This is a genomic window from Microbacterium sp. (assembly GCF_031180975.1).
In the GTDB taxonomy this organism is placed as follows: Bacteria; Actinomycetota; Actinomycetes; order Actinomycetales; family Microbacteriaceae; genus Microbacterium.
The window spans coordinates 131,084-148,358 of record NZ_JAPSLI010000005.1 but is presented as its reverse complement, the minus strand read 5'-3'; the positions used below and the strand labels follow the sequence as shown (position 1 = coordinate 148,358).

General features: G+C 71.2%; 19 protein-coding genes and 1 tRNA gene. 13 read left to right on the top strand and 7 right to left on the bottom strand.

Annotated features, from left to right (window positions below):
* Positions 1–81 precede the first annotated feature (81 nt).
* The 3 genes from RIF65_RS08840 (at position 82) to RIF65_RS08830 (ending at position 1,926) form a co-directional block, all read left to right on the top strand.
* Positions 82–873, top strand: coding sequence for an SGNH/GDSL hydrolase family protein (locus RIF65_RS08840; RefSeq protein ID WP_309065158.1), 792 nt, complete (start codon positions 82–84; stop codon positions 871–873).
* Positions 874–919: 46 nt separating this feature from the next.
* Positions 920–1,837: a homocysteine S-methyltransferase gene (gene mmuM, locus RIF65_RS08835; protein ID WP_309065157.1), complete on the top strand. Its 918-nt coding sequence runs from the start codon at positions 920–922 to the stop codon at positions 1,835–1,837.
* 16 nt (positions 1,838–1,853) lie between these two features.
* Positions 1,854–1,926 (top strand) — tRNA-Arg (locus tag RIF65_RS08830).
* A gap of 90 nt (positions 1,927–2,016) precedes the next feature.
* On the opposite strand, the gene RIF65_RS08825 is transcribed toward RIF65_RS08830, so the two are convergent.
* From RIF65_RS08825 to RIF65_RS08810, 4 genes are all read right to left on the bottom strand, one after another.
* Positions 2,017–2,772 (bottom strand): MBL fold metallo-hydrolase, encoded by a 756-nt coding sequence (locus RIF65_RS08825; protein ID WP_309065156.1) that lies wholly within the window; start codon positions 2,770–2,772, stop codon positions 2,017–2,019.
* A 63-nt stretch (positions 2,773–2,835) separates the two neighbouring features.
* The gene (locus RIF65_RS08820; protein ID WP_309065155.1) at positions 2,836–3,654 is read right to left on the bottom strand and encodes a CPBP family intramembrane glutamic endopeptidase; all 819 of its coding nucleotides are present in this window, start codon (positions 3,652–3,654) and stop codon (positions 2,836–2,838) included.
* Complete coding sequence (gene trmB / locus RIF65_RS08815) at positions 3,651–4,376, bottom strand: tRNA (guanosine(46)-N7)-methyltransferase TrmB (protein WP_309065154.1); 726 nt, start codon at positions 4,374–4,376, stop codon at positions 3,651–3,653. Before trmB ends, RIF65_RS08820 begins: the two co-directional genes overlap by 4 nt.
* 24 nt (positions 4,377–4,400) lie before the next feature.
* Positions 4,401–5,246 carry a DUF3097 domain-containing protein gene (locus tag RIF65_RS08810; protein ID WP_309065153.1) on the bottom strand — a complete coding sequence of 282 codons (846 nt, stop codon included), beginning with the start codon at positions 5,244–5,246 and terminating at the stop codon, positions 4,401–4,403.
* A gap of 91 nt (positions 5,247–5,337) precedes the next feature.
* Here RIF65_RS08810 and RIF65_RS08805 point away from each other — a divergent pair, with 91 nt between their 5' ends.
* The 4 genes from RIF65_RS08805 to RIF65_RS08790 are packed head-to-tail and all read left to right on the top strand — an operon-like array spanning position 5,338 to position 9,496.
* Positions 5,338–7,398, top strand: a complete 2,061-nt coding sequence (locus tag RIF65_RS08805; RefSeq protein ID WP_309065152.1) for a TPM domain-containing protein — start codon at positions 5,338–5,340, stop codon at positions 7,396–7,398.
* Positions 7,399–7,454: 56 nt separating this feature from the next.
* The gene (locus RIF65_RS08800; RefSeq protein ID WP_309065151.1) at positions 7,455–8,195 is read left to right on the top strand and encodes a PspA/IM30 family protein; all 741 of its coding nucleotides are present in this window, start codon (positions 7,455–7,457) and stop codon (positions 8,193–8,195) included.
* Between the two features lie 57 nt (positions 8,196–8,252).
* The gene (locus RIF65_RS08795) at positions 8,253–9,050 is read left to right on the top strand and encodes an arginase family protein (protein WP_309065150.1); all 798 of its coding nucleotides are present in this window, start codon (positions 8,253–8,255) and stop codon (positions 9,048–9,050) included.
* Entirely contained in the window at positions 9,047–9,496 is a 450-nt protein-coding gene (locus RIF65_RS08790) for a Fe-S oxidoreductase (protein ID WP_309065149.1), read from the top strand. Before RIF65_RS08795 ends, RIF65_RS08790 begins: the two co-directional genes overlap by 4 nt.
* Here the strand turns inward: RIF65_RS08790 and RIF65_RS08785 are convergent.
* The 3 genes from RIF65_RS08785 to RIF65_RS08775 are packed head-to-tail and all read right to left on the bottom strand — an operon-like array spanning position 9,475 to position 11,164.
* Positions 9,475–9,945: an SIP domain-containing protein gene (locus RIF65_RS08785; protein WP_309065148.1), complete on the bottom strand. Its 471-nt coding sequence runs from the start codon at positions 9,943–9,945 to the stop codon at positions 9,475–9,477. The genes RIF65_RS08790 and RIF65_RS08785 overlap by 22 nt on opposite strands.
* A gap of 38 nt (positions 9,946–9,983) precedes the next feature.
* On the bottom strand, positions 9,984–10,700 hold the full coding sequence (locus tag RIF65_RS08780; RefSeq protein ID WP_309065147.1) for a tyrosine-protein phosphatase: 717 nt from the start codon (positions 10,698–10,700) through the stop codon (positions 9,984–9,986).
* Positions 10,697–11,164 (bottom strand): carboxymuconolactone decarboxylase family protein, encoded by a 468-nt coding sequence (locus RIF65_RS08775; RefSeq protein ID WP_309065146.1) that lies wholly within the window; start codon positions 11,162–11,164, stop codon positions 10,697–10,699. The genes RIF65_RS08780 and RIF65_RS08775 overlap by 4 nt, the downstream gene beginning before the upstream one ends.
* Before the next feature lie 160 nt (positions 11,165–11,324).
* On the opposite strand from RIF65_RS08775, the gene RIF65_RS08770 reads away from it, so the two are divergent.
* From RIF65_RS08770 to RIF65_RS08745, 6 genes are read left to right on the top strand one after another with little or no spacing between them, the layout of a single operon-like run.
* A complete protein-coding gene (locus tag RIF65_RS08770) occupies positions 11,325–12,245 on the top strand; it encodes an alpha/beta fold hydrolase (RefSeq protein ID WP_375142141.1) in 921 nt (306 codons plus the stop codon).
* A gap of 46 nt (positions 12,246–12,291) precedes the next feature.
* Entirely contained in the window at positions 12,292–13,821 is a 1,530-nt protein-coding gene (locus RIF65_RS08765) for an ABC transporter substrate-binding protein (protein WP_309065144.1), read from the top strand.
* Positions 13,822–13,824: 3 nt separating this feature from the next.
* The gene (locus RIF65_RS08760; RefSeq protein ID WP_309065143.1) at positions 13,825–14,775 is read left to right on the top strand and encodes an ABC transporter permease; all 951 of its coding nucleotides are present in this window, start codon (positions 13,825–13,827) and stop codon (positions 14,773–14,775) included.
* Positions 14,775–15,641: an ABC transporter permease gene (locus RIF65_RS08755; RefSeq protein ID WP_309065142.1), complete on the top strand. Its 867-nt coding sequence runs from the start codon at positions 14,775–14,777 to the stop codon at positions 15,639–15,641. The genes RIF65_RS08760 and RIF65_RS08755 overlap by 1 nt, the downstream gene beginning before the upstream one ends.
* Positions 15,638–16,426: an ABC transporter ATP-binding protein gene (locus tag RIF65_RS08750; RefSeq protein WP_309065141.1), complete on the top strand. Its 789-nt coding sequence runs from the start codon at positions 15,638–15,640 to the stop codon at positions 16,424–16,426. Before RIF65_RS08755 ends, RIF65_RS08750 begins: the two co-directional genes overlap by 4 nt.
* Entirely contained in the window at positions 16,423–17,226 is an 804-nt protein-coding gene (locus tag RIF65_RS08745) for an ABC transporter ATP-binding protein (RefSeq protein WP_309065140.1), read from the top strand. Before RIF65_RS08750 ends, RIF65_RS08745 begins: the two co-directional genes overlap by 4 nt.
* The last annotated feature ends 49 nt before the right edge of the window (positions 17,227–17,275 follow it).

Here is a 17,275-nt window from a genome sequence, read left to right as displayed (position 1 = left end):
GCCGATGGCTTCATCGAGCGGATGCCGTGGCGCGACACGCCCGGAATTCGCAACCGGCGATTCATCGCTTACTCTCTACGCATGACCCTGCGCGTCCGCACCCGACGGCGCCGCACGGCTCTCGCGATCGTCGGTGCGCTCGCAGTGGTCGTCGGCGTGACCCTGGGCGTCTGGCGGCCCTGGGCGCCGCTCGCCGAGACCGCCCCTGTGGCGGCCGGCGACACCATCGCCCCCGCTCCCCTGGCACTGCCAGACGACCCGCGCGTGCTGGTCTTCGGGGACTCGTGGACGTACGGCTCCGCGGCATCCGGGCCGACCCTCGGCTACGCGTATCTGCTGGCCGACCTCATCGACGGTGAGACGATCGTGGACGGCGTCCCCGGCAGCGGCTATCAGAAGCCCGGGTACACCGGGCCGGCGTACGGCGAGCGCATCGCCGCGCTGGACCCGCAGCTCGACCCGGACCTGATCATCATCGAGGGGTCGATCAACGACCGCCGCGAGGACCCGGCGGCGTTCCCGGCGGCCGTCAACGCCGCATGGGACGCCCTGCGCCTCAAGTTCCCGGAAGCTCCGATCGTCGTCCTGGGCCCCGCACCGCACGAGCTGCCGGTGGGTGCTGCGACAGCTCGCATCGATCGGGACCTCGCGTCGCTGGCCGCGGCGCGAGGGTGGTGGTACATCTCGCCGGTGCAGGACGAGTGGATCACCGAGGGCAACTACCTCACGGTCATCGACACCGGCATCGGCCGCAAACACCCCTCCGACGCCGGTCACCGGTTCCTGGCCGAGAAGGTCGCAGCGGCGCTGGAGGAGTTCGCCGGCGCGCCGGTGACGGATGCCGACGCGTCCGACCCGATGCCGGCGAAGTAGTCGCGGCCACGATCGCAACCCGGGAGCAGCCGTGAACACCCGCCAGATGGACCTCTTGACCGACGGTCGCACCGTCGTCCTCGACGGTGCTCTCGCCACCGAGTTGGAGCGACGCGGCTGTGATCTGGCCGACCCGCTGTGGTCGGCGAAGGTGCTGCTGGAAGAGCCCGAGACGATCGCCGCGGTGCACGGCGACTACTTCGCCGCGGGTGCTCAGGTCGCGACGACCGCCAGCTACCAGGCCAGTCTTGACGGCTTCGCCGCGCGCGGACTCGACGAGGACGCCGCGCTGGCGCTCGTGCGCCGCAGCGTGCTGCTGGCGGCATCCGCTCGCGACGCGGTGGGCGGGGACGGGGGCGCGCGCCTCATCGCCGGCTCGGTGGGACCGTACGGCGCGTTCCTGGCCGACGGGTCGGAGTACCGCGGCGACTACCAGCTGTCCCGCGACGAGTTCCTGCGTTTCCACCGCCCTCGGGTCTCGGCGCTGCTCGCCGCCGGTGCCGACGTGCTCGCGTTCGAGACCCTGCCCAAGCTCACCGAGGCGCTCGCGCTCGCCGATCTGGCCGATGAGCTCGGCGCGGTCGGCTGGTTCTCGTTCACCCTGCGCGATGCGGCGCACATCAGCGACGGCACGGCGCTCGCCGATGTCGCGCAGGCGCTCGACGACCGTGCCATCGCCATCGGAGTGAACTGCGTGCCGATTCCGCTCGTCTCGCCCGCCCTGGAGGCGCTCGCGGCGCACACTCGTCTGCCGCTCGTCGCGTACCCGAACTCCGGCGAGACCTACGATCCGGTCACGAAGACGTGGGGCGCCGGAGCCCAGTCCGGCGCCGACCTTGCCGACCTGGCACCGGAGTGGTGCGAGCGCGGCGCGCGGCTGATCGGCGGATGCTGTCGCACGACGCCCGCCGACATCGCAGCGCTGACGCAGGCGCTGCGTTCACGAGCACCGCGCGGCCGATGATAGGCTCGACCGGTACGCCTCCGTAGCTCAGCGGATAGAGCGCCGGTTTCCGGTACCGTAGGTCGCAGGTTCGATTCCTGTCGGGGGCACGAACGAGAAAAGACCGCCTTCGGGCGGTCTTTTCTCGTTCTACACCCACCGTCAGCGGGGCCCCGTCGGCCGGAGGCCACGCGCAGCCCTCACCGCCTCCCCGCGGCCCGAGCCCGCTCGATGGCGACCGCCGCCCCGCCCGTCCATGGCTCGCCGTGCCCGGGCAGCAGCATCCTGGCATCCGGCTCGGCGAACACGTCGAGCGACTGCAGCGCGCGATCGCTGTCCGCGGTCGCGGCGCCGGCGATGATCCGCGGCCCTCGCTCCCCCGTGTACGGGTCGAGCGTGACCAGTGCGTCGCCGGTGAACAGCACCCCCGGCCGCTCGAAGAAGAATCCGCAGTGCCCGTTCGTGTGCCCCGGCGTCCACAGCACCGTCGGCCGTCCGGGCACCTCCGCCGGTTCGCCGTGCCGCAGCTCGGCGGTGGCCGCCACCCCGCCGACGAACAGCGCCCTGTTCCAGGTCATCGCCAGGAGCCCGGGAACGGTGCGCGGGTACCGCAACGGGTAGACGAGAGGGGACGACTCCCGCGCGTAGCGGTACGGATGCCGCAGCAGCCGGCGGTCCCCGGGGTGCACCAGCATCCGCATCGAGGTCCGCTGCAGCCCACGCGCCATGCCGACATGATCGAAGTGGCCGTGGGTGAACATGATCGCCTCGATGTCCTCGATCGTCGCGCCGAGATGCTCCAGCACGCTGCGCAGCGCTCTGCGGGTGCCCGGCAGCCCGGCATCCACCAGCGTCAGGCCGTCCTCGTCGACGACGAGATAGCAGTTCACCCTGGCGACGCCGAGCCGGAACACGCCCGGCACGACCTCGCTCCATTGCGCCGTGAATCCGTCCATGCCGCCCAGCCTGCGCGGGGCGGTCGCGACCCGCACCACCGTTGCCTGCGCGACAAGCGGATGCTAGATGAGGAAGATCGGCAGCAGCCCCGGGTTGTGTGCGTGGACGAGCACGGCGAACACCACCGCGTCGAACAGCAGGTGCACGGTGACGACGTAGCCGAGCGAATGCGTGCGCAGGAAGATGAAGCCCTGCAGCAACGCGAACGGGAGGGTCAGCAGCGGACCCCACTCGCGGTACCCCAGCTCCCACAGGAACGACACGAACACGACCGCCTGCAGCACGTTCGCCAGCGCGGCCGGGAAATGCCGACGCAGCAGCGCGAACACGGTGCAGATGAAGAACAGCTCGTCCCAGATGCCGACCGCTCCCACTCCGATGAACAGCCGGACGATGAGATCGGGGGTGTCGACGACCGGCCAGTTCAGGTAGGCGCCGCTGGTGATGAAGTAGAACGGCAGGATCAGCCAGCCCAGGGCGAGCACGGCGACCAGCCACCCCCACTGCAGCCGCCCCCACCGCCGTCCGGTGCGCCACGGGAACGAGATCGCGCGGTCACGGAACACGAACCGCGAGATCAGGTACGGCACGAGCACAGCACCGCCGAGCGCCAGCGTGAAGCGCAACATCGCCAGGTTGTCGAGTTCCGCGGCCAGCGGGATGGAATGCACGATCAGCATCCCGAGGCCGATCAACGCGAGGTCGCGGGTCAGCGACGGCTCCTCCGCCGCGATCCGCCCGCGCTCGATCAGCGCCGCAAGGCCGACACCGGCCGCCAGCAGCACCCAGCCCACCCACGTCCACCCCAGCACGAAGAACGCCGGCGCCGCCGCGCACACCAGAGCGGCCGGACCGAGAGCGAGCCAGGCGGCGCGCGTCACGCCCGTGACACCCGGCGATACGCGAGGTCGCGGATGTCCCGTCCCTTCGCGATGCCCTTCCGCTCGAACGCGGTCATCACCCGGCCGTCGAAGCGCTCGCCCCACTCGCCGTCGAACGCCCGCTCGAACTCGGGCGCCTCGTCCAGCACCTCGCGCATCTGCAGGGCGTAGTCCTCCCAGTCGGTGGCGAGGCGCAGCATCCCGCCATCCTCCAGCGCGCGAGCGGCCGTCGCGGGGAAACCCGCCCGCACCAGGCGGCGCTTGGTGTGCCGCTTCTTGTGCCACGGGTCGGGGAAGAAGATCCACACCTCCGAGGCGGCGGCCTCGGGCAGCAGCGTCGACAGCACCTCCGGCGCGTTCGCCTCGACGAGGCGCAGGTTGCGCACACCGGCGCGGTCGGCGTCGAGCATCGTGCGCGCGAGCCCGGCGCGGAACACCTCGACGGCCAGGAAGTCGGCATCGGGCCGCGCCGCCGCGGCGGAGACGATGGCGTGCCCCTGCCCCGAGCCGATCTCGACGATCAGCGGCGACGTGCGCCCGTACTCGGATGCCGGATCCAGCCGCGCTTCCGGATGCACCGACGTCGAGGCGACGTGGCGCGGCACGTCGAGGAGGTAGAACGGCGCCAGTTCGTCGAAGGCCCGCTCCTGGGCCTCCGACATCCGGCCGCTGCGGCGCACGAACGACACCGGCTCGTCACGGAAGATGCGGGGTTCTGGCATCCCTCCAGCGTATTCGCCCGCGCGTCACCGCGCGTGCGAAGGCTCCGTCACGAAGTCGATCAGCTCCTCCACGCGGCCCAGCAGCGACGGCTCGAGGTCGCGGTAGGTGGTGACCCGCGACAGGATGCGCTTCCAGGCGTACGCGATGTCGGCCTGCGACTCGGCCGGCCAGCCGAACGCCCGACACACCCCGGTCTTCCAGTCGGTTCCGCGCGGAATCTCCGGCCAGGCGCGGATGCCGAGCGCCGCGGGCGTCACGCACTGCCACACGTCGACGAACGGATGGCCCACGATCTTCAAGTGCGGCCCGTGCGGCCCGCGCAGGATCTGCTCGGCCATCCGGGTCTCCTTCGACCCCGGCACGAGGTGATCGACGAGCACACCGTACCGGCGAGTGGAGGACGGCGGTGCCTCCGCCAGCAGATCCTCGAGCACGTCGATGCCCTGCAGGTACTCGACCACCACGCCTTCGACGCGGAGGTCGGCGCCCCAGACCTTCTCCACCAGCTCGGCGTCATGCCGCCCCTCTACCAGGATGCGACTGGGCAGGGCGACGCGCGCCCGATCGTCGGCGACCGCGAAAGAGCCGGATGCCGTGCGCCGCGGCCCGGTCGCCTTCGGCGCCGGGGGCACCAGCCGCACCGGTCGGCCCTCGATGAGGAACCCGCCGCCGAGCGGGAAACTGCGCCGACGTCCCTTCCAGTCCTCCAACTCGACCATGCCCGCCTCGACCCGCGTGATCGCGCCGCAGTACCCGTCGGCGGCAACCTCGACCACGAGATCCTTCTCGGCGGGCACGTCGGCGGACTTCGCGAAGCCGCGCTCCCGCCACCCGGCCGCGAGCACATCGGAGCCGTACCTGTCGTCCATGCCTTCCAGGGTATGGGTCTGCGCTGATGGCGAACGTGGATCCCCCTCCGGGTGCTGTCGCGTGTCGGACCGTTTGCATAGACTCGGTGCCATGGGGGCACGGACGCCGCGGGCGCGGATCGCTGTGAGGAACAGGCCGGCGATGCTGATCGCCCTGCTCCTGGCGGTGATCACCGGCGCCTTCTCCGCCGGAGCCGCATGGGCCGTCGATCCCGTCCGGCTGGGATCCGATCGGGTGCTCGACGAGGCGGGTGTGCTCAGCTCCGCAGAACGTGCGAACGCGGAGGCGCGCCTCGACGAGCTGAAGCAGGCGAGCGACCTGGACCTGTTCGTCGTGTTCGTGGACGAGTTCACCAACCCTGCGGACGCCGACGCCTGGACCGACGAGGTGGCTGGGCTCAACGGGCTGGGTGAACGCGACTACCTGCTGGCAGTGGCCGTCGAGCAGCGCACCTACAGCTTCAGCGCCGACAGCGGCGGTCCGATCAGCGCCTCCCAGCAGGATGCCGTGCAGCGCGCGATCGAGCAGCAGCTCAGCGAGAACCGCTGGGCGGCCGCGATCGACGCCGCGGCTGACGAGATGCAGGGGGACGGCGGCGCCGGGACGGTGCGCACTCTGCTGATCGTCGCGGGCATCGTGGCGGCCGTCCTGGTCGTCTGGCTGGTCGTCCGGCTGATCGCCAAGGCTCGGCGCAACGCCGAGATCCGCCGTCGCGGTGCCATGCCGGCGGTCCCCGACCCGAACGACCCGTTCTCGACCCTCACCGACCAGCAGGTCCAGACGCAGGCCGGCACCGCCCTCGTCGAGGCGGACAACGCCATCACCTCGAGCCGTGAGGAGCTCGGCTTCGCGATCGCCGAGTTCGGCGACGGCGTCACGGCGCCGTTCAGCCGCGTCGTGGACGAGGCGAAGGCGAAGCTCTCCCAGGCGTTCGAACTGCAGCAGAAGCTCGACGACGAGGTGGACGACACCATCCACGACCGTCGTGCGTGGCACATCCGCATCATCCGGCTGTGCGACGAGATCGACGAGCTGCTGGACGGCAACGCCGCAGAGTTCACGGCGCTGCGCCGGCTGGCGCAGAACGCTCCCCACGAGCTCGAGCGGGTCAGGGCGCTGCGCGCAGAGCTCGACCCGCTGCTCGCCGGCGCCGAGCCCGCACTCGCGGACCTCGCCGCGACGTATGACGCGGCCGCGCTGAGCACAGTCGCCGACAACGCAGAACAGGCCAGGGACCGCGCCGCGCTGGCCGACCGCTCGATCGCCGCGGCGGCCGACGCCATCGCGCGGGGCGACTCGGGCGAAGCGGCCTTCGCGATCCGCGCCGCGGAGCAGTCCACCGATCAGGCGGCGCAGCTCGTCAAGGCCGTGACCGGACTGGGAGCCGAGCTGTCGGCCATCGAAGCGCAGGCCCGCGCGCTCATCGCCGATCTGCAGGCCGATCTCGCGGCGGCCCGCCAGCTGCCCGATCCGTCCGGAGCGGTCACCGCCGCGGCTTCCGCAACAGAGGCGGAGCTGCAGCGGGCGCAGACGCTGATCGACGGCATCCCCCGCAGCCCCCAGCAGCTGCTGGAGTCCCTCGCCGCGGCGAACACCCGGATCGACGCCGCCCTGGCCCAGGGGCGGGAGGTCGTGGCGCGCGCGCAACGCGTGCAGCAGCTGCTCGATCAGACGCTGACACAGGCCGGATCGGCGATCCGCGCCGCGCGCGACTTCATCGAGACCCGGCGCGGCACCATCGGACCGACCGCCCGGACGCGACTGTCCCAGGCCGAGGCCGGCCTGACGCAGGCGCTCGATCTGCGCCCCTCCGACCCGGAGCAGTCGCTGGCACACGCGCGCCGCGCGCTCGACCTCGCCCGCGCGGCGACCCAGGCCGCCGAGAGCGACATCTCGTCGTACGCGCCGGCCGGCGGCGGGTGGATGGGCGACATCTTCGGCGGATCAGGGTACGGCCGGCGCTCGAACGACTCCGGCATCGCCGATGACATCCTCGGCGGCATCATCGGCGGCCTGCTGTCCGGCGGCGGGGGCGGCGGCTACTCGGGCCGATCGTCCGGCGGCCGCAGCTCCGGCGGAGGATTCCGCAGCTCCGGCTTCGGAGGCAGCCGATCCGGCGGGGGCCGCCGCTCCGGAGGAGGGCGCTTCTGACCACCGACACGCACACCGCCACGAACGACGAAACGTCCATCTGAAAGGAACACCGCATGACCAAGCAGTCCATCTTCGGCCGCATCTCCACCCTCCTGAGGGCGAACATCAACTCCCTCCTCGACTCGGCCGAGGACCCCCAGAAGATGCTGGACCAGCTCGTCCGCGACTACTCCAACAGCATCGCCGACGCGGAGTCCGCGATCGCGGAGACCATCGGCAACCTGCGTCTCCTCGAGCGGGACCACGAGGAGGACGTGCAGGCCGCCAAGGAGTGGGGCAACAAGGCGCTCGCCGCGAGCCGCAAGGCCGACGAGCTGCGCGCCGCCGGCCACACGGCGGACGCCGACAAGTTCGACAGCCTCGCGAAGATCGCGCTGCAGCGGCAGATCGGCTCCGAACGCGAGGCGCGTTCGGCCGAGCCGCAGATCGCCGCGCAGACCGAGATCGTCGACAAGCTCAAGAGCGGTCTGAACGGCATGAAGGAGAAGCTCGAGCAGCTGCGCTCCAAGCGCAGCGAGCTGCTCGCCCGTGCCAAGGTCGCCGAGGCTCAGACCAAGGTGCAGGACGCCGTCTCCACGATCAACGTGCTCGACCCCACCAGCGAACTGGGCCGGTTCGAGGACAAGATCCGCCGTCAGGAGGCGATCGCGCAGGGCAAGGCCGAGATCGCGGCGTCGTCGATCGACGCGCAGTTCGAGAGCCTCGAGGACCTCGGCGAACTGACCGAGGTGGAGGCCCGGCTCGCCGAGCTGAAGGCCGGCGGCCGTCCGCAGGCGGCGATCGAGTCGGAGTGACAGGAAGGGTGGGTGCCGCGGCCGCGGCACCCACCCCGTCCGGTCACCGGGCACGCCATGACCCGTTTCCTCGTCGTTCCCCAGTGGCAGGGGTCCCCCGCCGCCCGTGCCATGCTGCTCGTCGACGGCGCCACAGCCATCGCCGGCGACCTTCCGCGCGGCGACACCACCGTGCTCGACGTGCCGCTCGAAGCCGGTGAATCACTCGGCAGCGGCATCCGCCGGCTGAGTTCGCTGCTGCGCGTCCGCGATCAGGTGCGCGATGCCTGGCAGGACGGCACCGTGGTGATCGGCGGCGATTGCAGCGTCGCAAGCTTCGCGCTGTCCGCGCTGGACACCGCGGACCTCGCCGTGCTCTGGTGCGACGCCCACCCCGACCTGCACGACCCGGCCAGCTCCGCGTCGGGTGCGTTCGCGGGGATGGCCCTGCGCGCGCTCCTCGGCGACGGCGACGAACGCCTCGCCCTCTCCGCGCCGATCCCCCGCGAACGTGTCGTCGTCGTCGGCGCCCGCAGCATCGACGACGGGGAGCGGGCGCAGCTCGACGACCTCACCTCACTCCCGCCTTCCGCCATTGCGGACCCGGATGCCGTCGCCGCGGCGATCGCGGACACCGGCGCTTCACGGGTGTGGGTGCACATCGACCTCGACGTCCTCGACCCCGCCGAGTTCGGCGGCGTCTCGGCCCCGGCGCCGTTCGGTCTCGAACCGGCCGCGCTCGGCGCCGCGATCCGACGCGTACGCGAGGCGACGCCGCTGGCGGGCGCCTCGTTCTGCGGGTTCGCGCCGCGCAGCCCGGACGCCGCAGTGGACGACCTCGGCGCGATCCTGCGCCTGATCGGGGCGGTGGCGTGAGCGGCGACTGGCGGCCCGCGGCGGACCGGGCGTTGGCGCGAGGCCGCCGCCTGGACCGCCTCATCCCGGCGTTCCTCCTCCGTTCGCCGGTGAGCAGGCTCGGCTATTGGTGGGGCACTCTGGTCGGCTTCACCTGGGGCCTGATCTGGAGCACGGGCACCATCGAGCGTCGGCTCGGCTTGTGGGTCTTCCGCGGCATGCCGTCCTGGACGTTCGGCCGCGGCGGCACCTGCGTCGGCGGTTGCTATCTCACCGGCGACGTGCACCCGAGCGAGCGGATCCTCCGCCACGAGGCCGTGCACAAGCAGCAGTGGCTGCGGTACGGGTTCCTGCTGCCGTTCCTGTACCTGCTCGCGGGACGCGATCCGCTGCGCAATCGCTTCGAGATCGAAGCGGGCCTGGAGGACGGCGGGTACCTGCCGCGTCAGCGCGTGAGCAGGCCGTAGCGCTCGGGCGCGTGGATCGACGCCGCATCGACGCCGAGACGCTCGGTGAGGTGCTCGACGATGTCGGCAGTGCCGAGGTAGCCGCCCAGCAGCGTGATGTCGGTGCGCAGCTCCGACTCCGCGCAGAGCATCTCGTCAGCCCAGGCGACCGCCGCCCGGGTGAGCGCCTCTCCCGGAGCGCAGCGGCGTCCGCTCCCCGGTGCACCGGAGCGGCGCGCACGGGGCAGCCAGGTGACGGTCATCCGCGGCGGAGCCGAGACGACACTGATGTCGTCGACGTCGGGGACCTCGATGAACACGCGCCCGACAGCGCACAAGGGCAGTGTCGCGAGCGCGGCCTCCAGCTCGGCGAGCGAGTGCTCGTCCGCGGTGATGAGGTGCTGCACCTGCGGACGTCGAGAGGCCCGGCGCGTCGCGCGGGCGCCTGCGGTGGTCTGGACGGTGCTCATGGTGCGTCCAGTCTAACACCAGAGAAGGGTTGCCTAACCTACGCCGGGTCGGGCTCAAGGAGCGCGGTGCGCAGCGCACGCAGCTCGTCGTCGGTGAGCCCGGCCTCCTTCAGGTAGCCGGCCACCGAGCCGTGACGCTCGTCGATCCCTGCCAGCAGCTCGGCCATCACCGGTGCGGGCGAGGCCGTGGCGAGTTCGACGGCGTTGCGCGCGTCGGGCATGTGCGTCCGCAGGTAGCCGACGATCGCCTGCGTTCGGGCGACGGGCAGCTGCGAGGCCGTCAACGCGTAGTCCGCGACGACCGCGTCGCGGTCGGCGCCCACGGCCGACAGCGCCAGTGCGACGGTGACCCCGGTGCGGTCCTTGCCGACGGTGCAGTGCACCAGGGTGGGCTGCCCCTGGGCGATGATGCGGATCGCGTCGACGAGCCGCGGCGCGGCGTCATCGACCAGATGCCGGTACATCCCCGCGAGGTTCATGTCGGCTGCGAAGAACGACCCGACCGAACCGAGGAAGAGGGGGATGCGGGTGACCGGGATGCCGGTGAAGGCCGACGGCTCGGCCAGCACTTCGGCGTCGTCGCGGAGGTCGATGACGTGGCGCACCCGCGCACGAAGGAGCACGTCCCCCTCGGGGGTGAGGCCTGCGAGCTGACCGGAGCGGAACAGGACGCCGGAGCGGATGCGGCTCCGGCCCGCCGGCATCCCGCCGACGTCGCGAAGGTTCGCGACGCCCGGGATGTCGAGGATGGTCACCGTTCGGTGCGCGGCCGCACCGGGTAACGGCCGGCGACGACCACGCGGTTGAACGCGTTGATCGAGACGCACACCCAGCTCAGCGCCGCGTACTCCTTCTCGGTGAAGACGCCGCCCACGTGGTCGTAAACCTCGTCGGGGATGCCGTCCTCGCTGATGAACGTGAACGCCTCGGCGAGCTCCAGCGCCGCACGCTCCCGGTCGCTGAAGACATGACTCTCCCGCCACGTGGGGATCTGGGTGAGAGTGTCGACGTCGATGCCGGCGGCGATCGCGCGGTCGACGTGCACCCGGGTGCAGTACGCGCAACCGTTCAGCTGGGAGCAGTGGATCATGACCAGCTCCTTCAGCCGGTCGTCGATACCATTGGCCGCACAGATCTCGCCGACCGTCTTCGAGAAGGCGTCCAGTGCCTGATATGCGGCAGGCTCGGTCTTGGAAAGGTGCACGCGCGTCTCACTCATGCGTCCCAGCGTATTCCAGTTCGGCACCGCGCGCCCGCGCGCCGGGAAATGCACGATGGAACCTCTGACGCCTGCCGCCTCAGCATTCTGTCTATTGAGGAGCGAGCGAAGTGAGCAGGATGTTCTCTCATTTCCTCTCACGCGCATGCAAGAGCAGAATATGGCCGTGGTCGAAGACACCGGCGAGTTCCGCTGCCTGCGAGAGCAGGCCGACGTGTTGGGCGTGCCGATGTCATCCGTCGAGCGCCTGGGACTCGACCTCGACGACGGTCGCTCGCTCAGCGCGCTGCGCTTCGGTGCCGACGAGCCCGCGGTCACGCTGCTGCACGGCGCGGGCCTGAACGCGCACACCTGGGATGCGGTCGCTCTGCTCCTGGGGCGCTCCGTCCTGGCCGTCGACCTGCCCGGTCACGGCGACTCCGCATGGCGCGAGGACGCGGACTACTCCCCCGAAACTCTCGCCGTCGACGTGGCATCGGCGCTGGAGACGTGGACCTCGCAGCCGCAGCTGCTCGTCGGTCACTCCCTCGGCGGTCTCACTGCTGCGATCGTCGCCGCCCGGCATCCGCACCTGGTCGAGAGCCTCGTGCTGGTCGACATCACACCGGGGGTCGATCCCGCGGCAGCGCCGGCTGTGCTTCGGGAGTTCTACGCGGTCACCGACTTCGCCGCGCGCGCTGACGCCGTCGAGCGTGCCGTCGCGTTCGGGCTGGGCGGCGACCGTGCGGCGACGGAACGCGGTGTCTTCCTGAACACGCGCGTGCGCGCGGACGGGCGCGTCGAGTGGAAGCACCACCTGGCACACCTGCTCGGCCACTCCTTCGACGCGGTGCGCGCCCGCACTGAGCATGGCGACGAGGCCGGGATCGCCGCCTGGTCCGCGCTCGAGTCACTGACCGTCCCGGTCACCCTGATGCGCGCCGCGCGCGGATTCCTTCAGGACGCCGACGTGGACGAGTTCACGCGGCGCCTGCCCACGGCATCCGTCATCGCCGTCGATGCCGGGCACAACATCCAGGAGACCGCCCCCGCCGCCATCTCGACCCTGCTCACCGACGCTCTTGCCCGGCCCATCCGCTGACGACGCCGACGCGCCCGCGCAGCCCTCAGAGAGGACGACCCCCTCCATGTTCACCACAGCATCACCCCGCCGACGCGCGCACCTCGCGGCGATCGGTGCGCTCGCAGCCGGCCTGCTGGCGCTGACCGCGTGCACCGGATCCCCTGCGCCGGAGCGGACCTCGGCCGGCGCGCCCGACCCGGACGCCACGCTCACGGTGGGTCTCGTCCTGGAGCCCACGAACCTCGACATCCGCCGCACCAACGGTGCGGCTCTCGAGCAGATCCTCATCGACAACATCTATGAGGGCCTGGTCACCCGCACGGAGGACAACAAGATCACCGAGCGGCTCGCCAGCGCCTATGAAGTGTCCGGGGACGGCCTGACGTACACATTCACGTTGCACGACGGGATCACCTTCCACGACGGAACGGCGCTGACGTCGGCGGACGTGGTCGCCTCCTACCAGGCAGTGAAGACGGATGCCGGCCTGCAGGGCAACGCCCAGTTCGCCAATGTGGCCGCCATCACAGCGCCGGACCCGACGACCGTCCAGATCACGCTGACCAAGCCCGACCAGAACTTCCTGTTCACGCTGACCGGTCCCGCGGGCCTCGTGTTCAAGTCTGGCGACACGACCGACCTGAAGACCGCGGAGAACGGCACCGGCCCGTTCACGCTGGAGCGGTGGACCAAGGGCAGCGCGATCACGTTCGCCCGGTACGAGGAGTACTGGGGCGAGAAGGCGGGTGTCGCCGAGGTCGTCTTCGAGTACATCCCCGACTTCACCGCCGGGGTGAACGCCGCCCTGGACGGCACCCTGGACGTCCTCACGGCGGTCGACCCCAACCTGGTGTCGCAGCTGGAGGAGACCGGCGACTTCACCATCACCACCGGCCGCACCACCGACAAGGCCACCCTGGCGTTCAACAACGCGAAGGCGCCGCTCGACGACGTGAAGGTGCGCGAGGCGCTGCGGCTGGCCATCGACCATGAGGCGCTCGTCGAAGCCGTCGGCGCCGGCGAGACCCTGTACGGCCCGATCCCCGAGCTCGACCCCGGGTACGAGGACCTGTCCGAAGTGGCCCCGTACGACCCCGAGAAGGCGAAGCAGCTGCTGGCGGATGCCGGACACGAGAAGCTCGACCTCACGCTGACGATCCCGTCGTTCTACGGCACGACCGTGGCGCAGGTGCTCATCTCCGATTTCGCCAAGGTCGGGGTGACGCTCGAGGTGGAGCGGGTCGAGTTCGCGACCTGGCTCGAGGACGTCTACACCAACCACGACTACGAGCTGAGCTTCGTGCTGCACGTCGAGCCCCGCGACTTCGGCAACTTCGCGAACCCGGACTACTACTTCGGATACGACAACGCCGAGGTGCAGGAGCTGTACGCGCAGGCGCTCAGCGAGCCCGACGCCGAGCGGTCGGCGGAGCTGCTCGCCGAGGCGGCGCGGATCGTCTCGGAGGACCACGCCGCCGACTGGCTCTACAACGGAGCGACGCTGACGGCGCTCACGCCCGCAGTGTCCGGATTCCCGAAGGACTCGATCAACTCGCGCATCGATCTCGCGGGCGTGACCAAGGCGTCCGACTGAACCGTGCTCCGTTACGCGCTCACGCGGGGGGTCCTGCTGCTGGCAGGGCTCCTCGTGTCGAGCGTGCTCATCTTCCTGACCCTTCGCGTCTTCCCCGGTGACGTCGCGCAGCTCGTCGCCGGGACCCAGGCGAGCCGCGAGCAGGTGGAGGCGCTGCGGGAGGCTCTCGGCCTGAACCGCCCGCTCCTCATCCAGTACGCGGAGTGGATCGGCGGCGTTCTGCGCGGCGACCTTGGCACCTCTCAGCTCAGCGGGGCCTCGGTGAGCGCCGAGCTGATCGAGAAGTCGCGGGTCACGGTGCCCCTGGGTCTGATGTCGCTCGCGATCGCGCTACTGATCGCCGTGCCGTTCGGCATCCTGTCGGCGATGCTCCGCGGCCGGGCCGGTGGCACCGCGCTGAGCGTCGGCGCCCAGGCCGTCGCGGCGGTGCCGGTGATCTGGGCGGGCATGATGCTCGTCGTCGTCTTCGCGCACTGGCTGGGGTGGCTGCCGGCGCAGGGATTCCCCCGCACCGGCTGGGCGACGCCGGTGCGGGCGTTCGAGTCGCTGCTGCTTCCCGCGCTCACCATCGGCATCGTGGAGGGCGCGATGCTCATGCGGTTCGTGCGCAGCGCCACGCTGCAGGCGGCGGGGCAGGACTTCGTACGCACCGCCGCGGCGAAGGGCCTCAGCAGGCGACAGGCACTGGTGCGGCACGGCATCCCCGCCGTCGGACTGTCGATCGTGACGGTCCTCGGGCTGCAGGTGGCGGGCATCATCGTCGGTTCCGTCGTGATCGAGCAGCTGTTCACCCTCCCCGGCATCGGGCGGATGCTGGTGGCGGACGTCGGCACGCGGGACCTCGTCAAGGTGCAGAGCGAGCTGCTGGTGCTGACCGGCTTCGTGCTCGTCGTCGGGTTCGTCGTCGACCTCGTCCATCACGCCATCGACCCGCGCCAGAGGGAGGCGGAGTGATGCCGGGCTGGCTGCGCAGACTGCTGTCGAACGGGACGGGCCGATTCGGCGCCGCCGCCGTGGTGCTCATCCTGCTGGGCGCCGTCGTGTCGGTGCTCTGGACGCCGTTCGATCCGATGTCCGCCGACATCCGCGGTCGGTGGGCGCCGCCGGGCTGGCCGCACCTGCTGGGCACGGACGGCACCGGACGCGACATCCTCAGCCTGCTGATGGCCGGAGCCCGCACGACGCTGTTCGTCGCCGTGGGCGCGGGGGTGGTGGCCACCCTGGTCGGCATCCTGCTGGCCGCACTCGGCTCGCTCACCGCCCGATGGATGCGCGAGACGGTCGCCGTGCTGGTCGACATCCTCATCGCGTTTCCGGTGCTGATGATCGCGATGATGATCTCCGCGGTGTGGGGCGGGTCCCTGTGGGTCGTGGTGTTCTCGGTCGGGATCGGGTTCGGCGTCAGCATCGCCCGGGTCACCCGACCCGAGCTGCGCCGGGTGCGGCGCAGCGACTTCGTGCTCGCGGGCAAGGCGAGCGGACTCACGGCATGCCAGAACCTGGTGCAGCACCTGCTGCCGAACGTGGCGCCGGTGTTCATCGTGCAGCTGTCCTGGTCGATGGCGGTCGCGGTGCTCGCCGAGGCGGGACTGTCTTACCTCGGCTTCGGCGCCTCGGTGTCGGAGGCGTCCTGGGGCGTGCTGCTCGCCGACCTGCAGCGATACATCGGCGTGCACCCGCTGACCGTGGTGTGGCCCGGCCTGGCGATCACCATCACCGTGCTGGGGCTCAACCTGCTGGGCGACGCCCTGCGAGAGGCGACCGATCCCACCCTCTCCCATCGGGCTGCGGAGACGCACGTGCCGGAGGTGGTGGCGTGAGCCTTGAGGTGCAGGACCTGGTCATCCGCATCGGCGGCCGGCGGGTCGTCGACGGGGTGAGTTTCTCCGTCGCCGACGGCCAGCGTCTCGGTCTCATCGGCGAGTCCGGCTCCGGAAAGTCGCTCACCGCGCTCGCCGTGCTCGGCCTGCTGCCACCGGAGGCGGAGGCCGAGGGCAGCATCCGCTGGAACGGCGTCGAACTGCTCGGGATGCCGGACCGCCGGCTCGCGGAGCTGCGCGGGGACGAGATCGGGATGGTGTTCCAGGAACCTCGCACCGCCCTGAACCCGATCCGCACCGTCGGCCGCCAGATCGCGGAGTCGGTGCGCATCCACGAAGGACTGGGCCGCCGGGAGGCCCGCGCACGGGCGGTCGCGGAGGCGGCGCGGGTCCGGCTGCCGGACCCGGGGACCATCGTCGACAGGTATCCTCACCAGCTCTCCGGCGGCCAACGGCAACGGGTGGCCATCGCGATGGCGCTGGCGTGCCGGCCGCGCCTGCTGATCGCCGACGAGCCGACGACCGCTTTGGACGTGACGATCCAGGCGGAGGTGCTGCGTCTGTTGCTGTCGCTCGTGCAGGACGAGGGCATGTCGCTGGTGTTCATCACGCACGACCTCGCCGTGCTCGCCCAGGTCGCCACGCACGCCGTCGTCCTCGAGCACGGGCGCGTGGTCGAATCCGCCCAGGTGGGACGACTGCTCAGCGAGCCGTCGTCGCCGGTGACGCAGGCGCTGCTGCGCGACGCCACCGCCACCCTGTGGCGGCCGGGAGGCGGATCGTGACCCTGATCGAAGCACACGGCGTCAGCCGCACGTTCGCCTTGCCGCGGCGCACACTGTTCGAGCGCCAGCGGCATACCGTCGCTCTGCATCCCACCGACCTGTCCGTCGCCGAGGGCGATTCGCTGGGGATCATCGGCGAATCGGGGTCGGGCAAGTCGACCCTGGTCCGGCTGCTGCTGGGGCTGGACCGCCCCACCGCCGGGCGGGTGGTCGTCGACGACCACCTCGTGGACGCCGCGGCGCCCGCCCGATCGCTGCACTGGTTGCGCAGGCAGACGGGTCTGGTGTTCCAGGATCCGTACGCCTCACTGGACCCGCGGATGAGTGCCGGCCGCATCATCGCCGAGCCGCTGCGCGCGCTCGACATCGCGGGCGACCACCGCGCCAGGGTGCACGAAGTGCTCGCCCAGGTCGGCCTGGAGCCGGAGATGGCCGAGCGTCACCCGCACGAATTCTCCGGCGGTCAGCGCCAGCGCATCGCCCTCGCACGCGCGATCGTGCACCGACCGCGTGTGCTGGTCGGCGACGAGCCGCTCTCCGCGCTGGACGTCACCGTGCGCGCGCAGATCCTCGACCTGCTGGGTCGCCTCCGCCGGGAGGAGGGGCTGACGCTGATCCTGGTCTCGCACGACATCGGCGTCGTGCAGCACTTGGCCGGCGCCGTGGCGGTGATGAAGGAGGGGCGGGTCGTCGAACGCGGAACGACGGATGCCGTGCTCCGCCACCCGTCCGAGCAGTACACCAAGGAGTTGCTGGCCGCCATCCCGGTGATCGACACCGGCAGCGCCGGCGACCGTTAGCCCACGATCCGCCCGGGTGTAAAGGCCCCGTCACCGCGCGGACGGCGCG

Excerpts from the sequence above, each read along its gene's own strand:
- RIF65_RS08785 (WP_309065148.1), bottom strand. The coding sequence starts at position 9,945 with ATGAGCACCGTCCAGACCACCGCAGGCGCCCGCGCGACGCGCCGGGCC.
- RIF65_RS08800 (WP_309065151.1), top strand. The coding sequence starts at position 7,455 with ATGACCAAGCAGTCCATCTTCGGCCGCATCTCCACCCTCCTGAGGGCG.
- RIF65_RS08825 (WP_309065156.1), bottom strand. The coding sequence starts at position 2,772 with ATGGACGGATTCACGGCGCAATGGAGCGAGGTCGTGCCGGGCGTGTTC.
- RIF65_RS08805 (WP_309065152.1), top strand. The coding sequence starts at position 5,338 with ATGGGGGCACGGACGCCGCGGGCGCGGATCGCTGTGAGGAACAGGCCG.
- mmuM (WP_309065157.1), top strand. The coding sequence starts at position 920 with ATGGACCTCTTGACCGACGGTCGCACCGTCGTCCTCGACGGTGCTCTC.
- RIF65_RS08775 (WP_309065146.1), bottom strand. The coding sequence starts at position 11,164 with ATGAGTGAGACGCGCGTGCACCTTTCCAAGACCGAGCCTGCCGCATAT.
- RIF65_RS08840 (WP_309065158.1), top strand. The coding sequence starts at position 82 with ATGACCCTGCGCGTCCGCACCCGACGGCGCCGCACGGCTCTCGCGATC.
- RIF65_RS08795 (WP_309065150.1), top strand. The coding sequence starts at position 8,253 with ATGACCCGTTTCCTCGTCGTTCCCCAGTGGCAGGGGTCCCCCGCCGCC.
- RIF65_RS08770 (WP_375142141.1), top strand. The coding sequence starts at position 11,325 with ATGGCCGTGGTCGAAGACACCGGCGAGTTCCGCTGCCTGCGAGAGCAG.
- RIF65_RS08810 (WP_309065153.1), bottom strand. The coding sequence starts at position 5,246 with ATGGACGACAGGTACGGCTCCGATGTGCTCGCGGCCGGGTGGCGGGAG.
- trmB (WP_309065154.1), bottom strand. The coding sequence starts at position 4,376 with ATGCCAGAACCCCGCATCTTCCGTGACGAGCCGGTGTCGTTCGTGCGC.
- RIF65_RS08765 (WP_309065144.1), top strand. The coding sequence starts at position 12,292 with ATGTTCACCACAGCATCACCCCGCCGACGCGCGCACCTCGCGGCGATC.
- RIF65_RS08755 (WP_309065142.1), top strand. The coding sequence starts at position 14,775 with ATGCCGGGCTGGCTGCGCAGACTGCTGTCGAACGGGACGGGCCGATTC.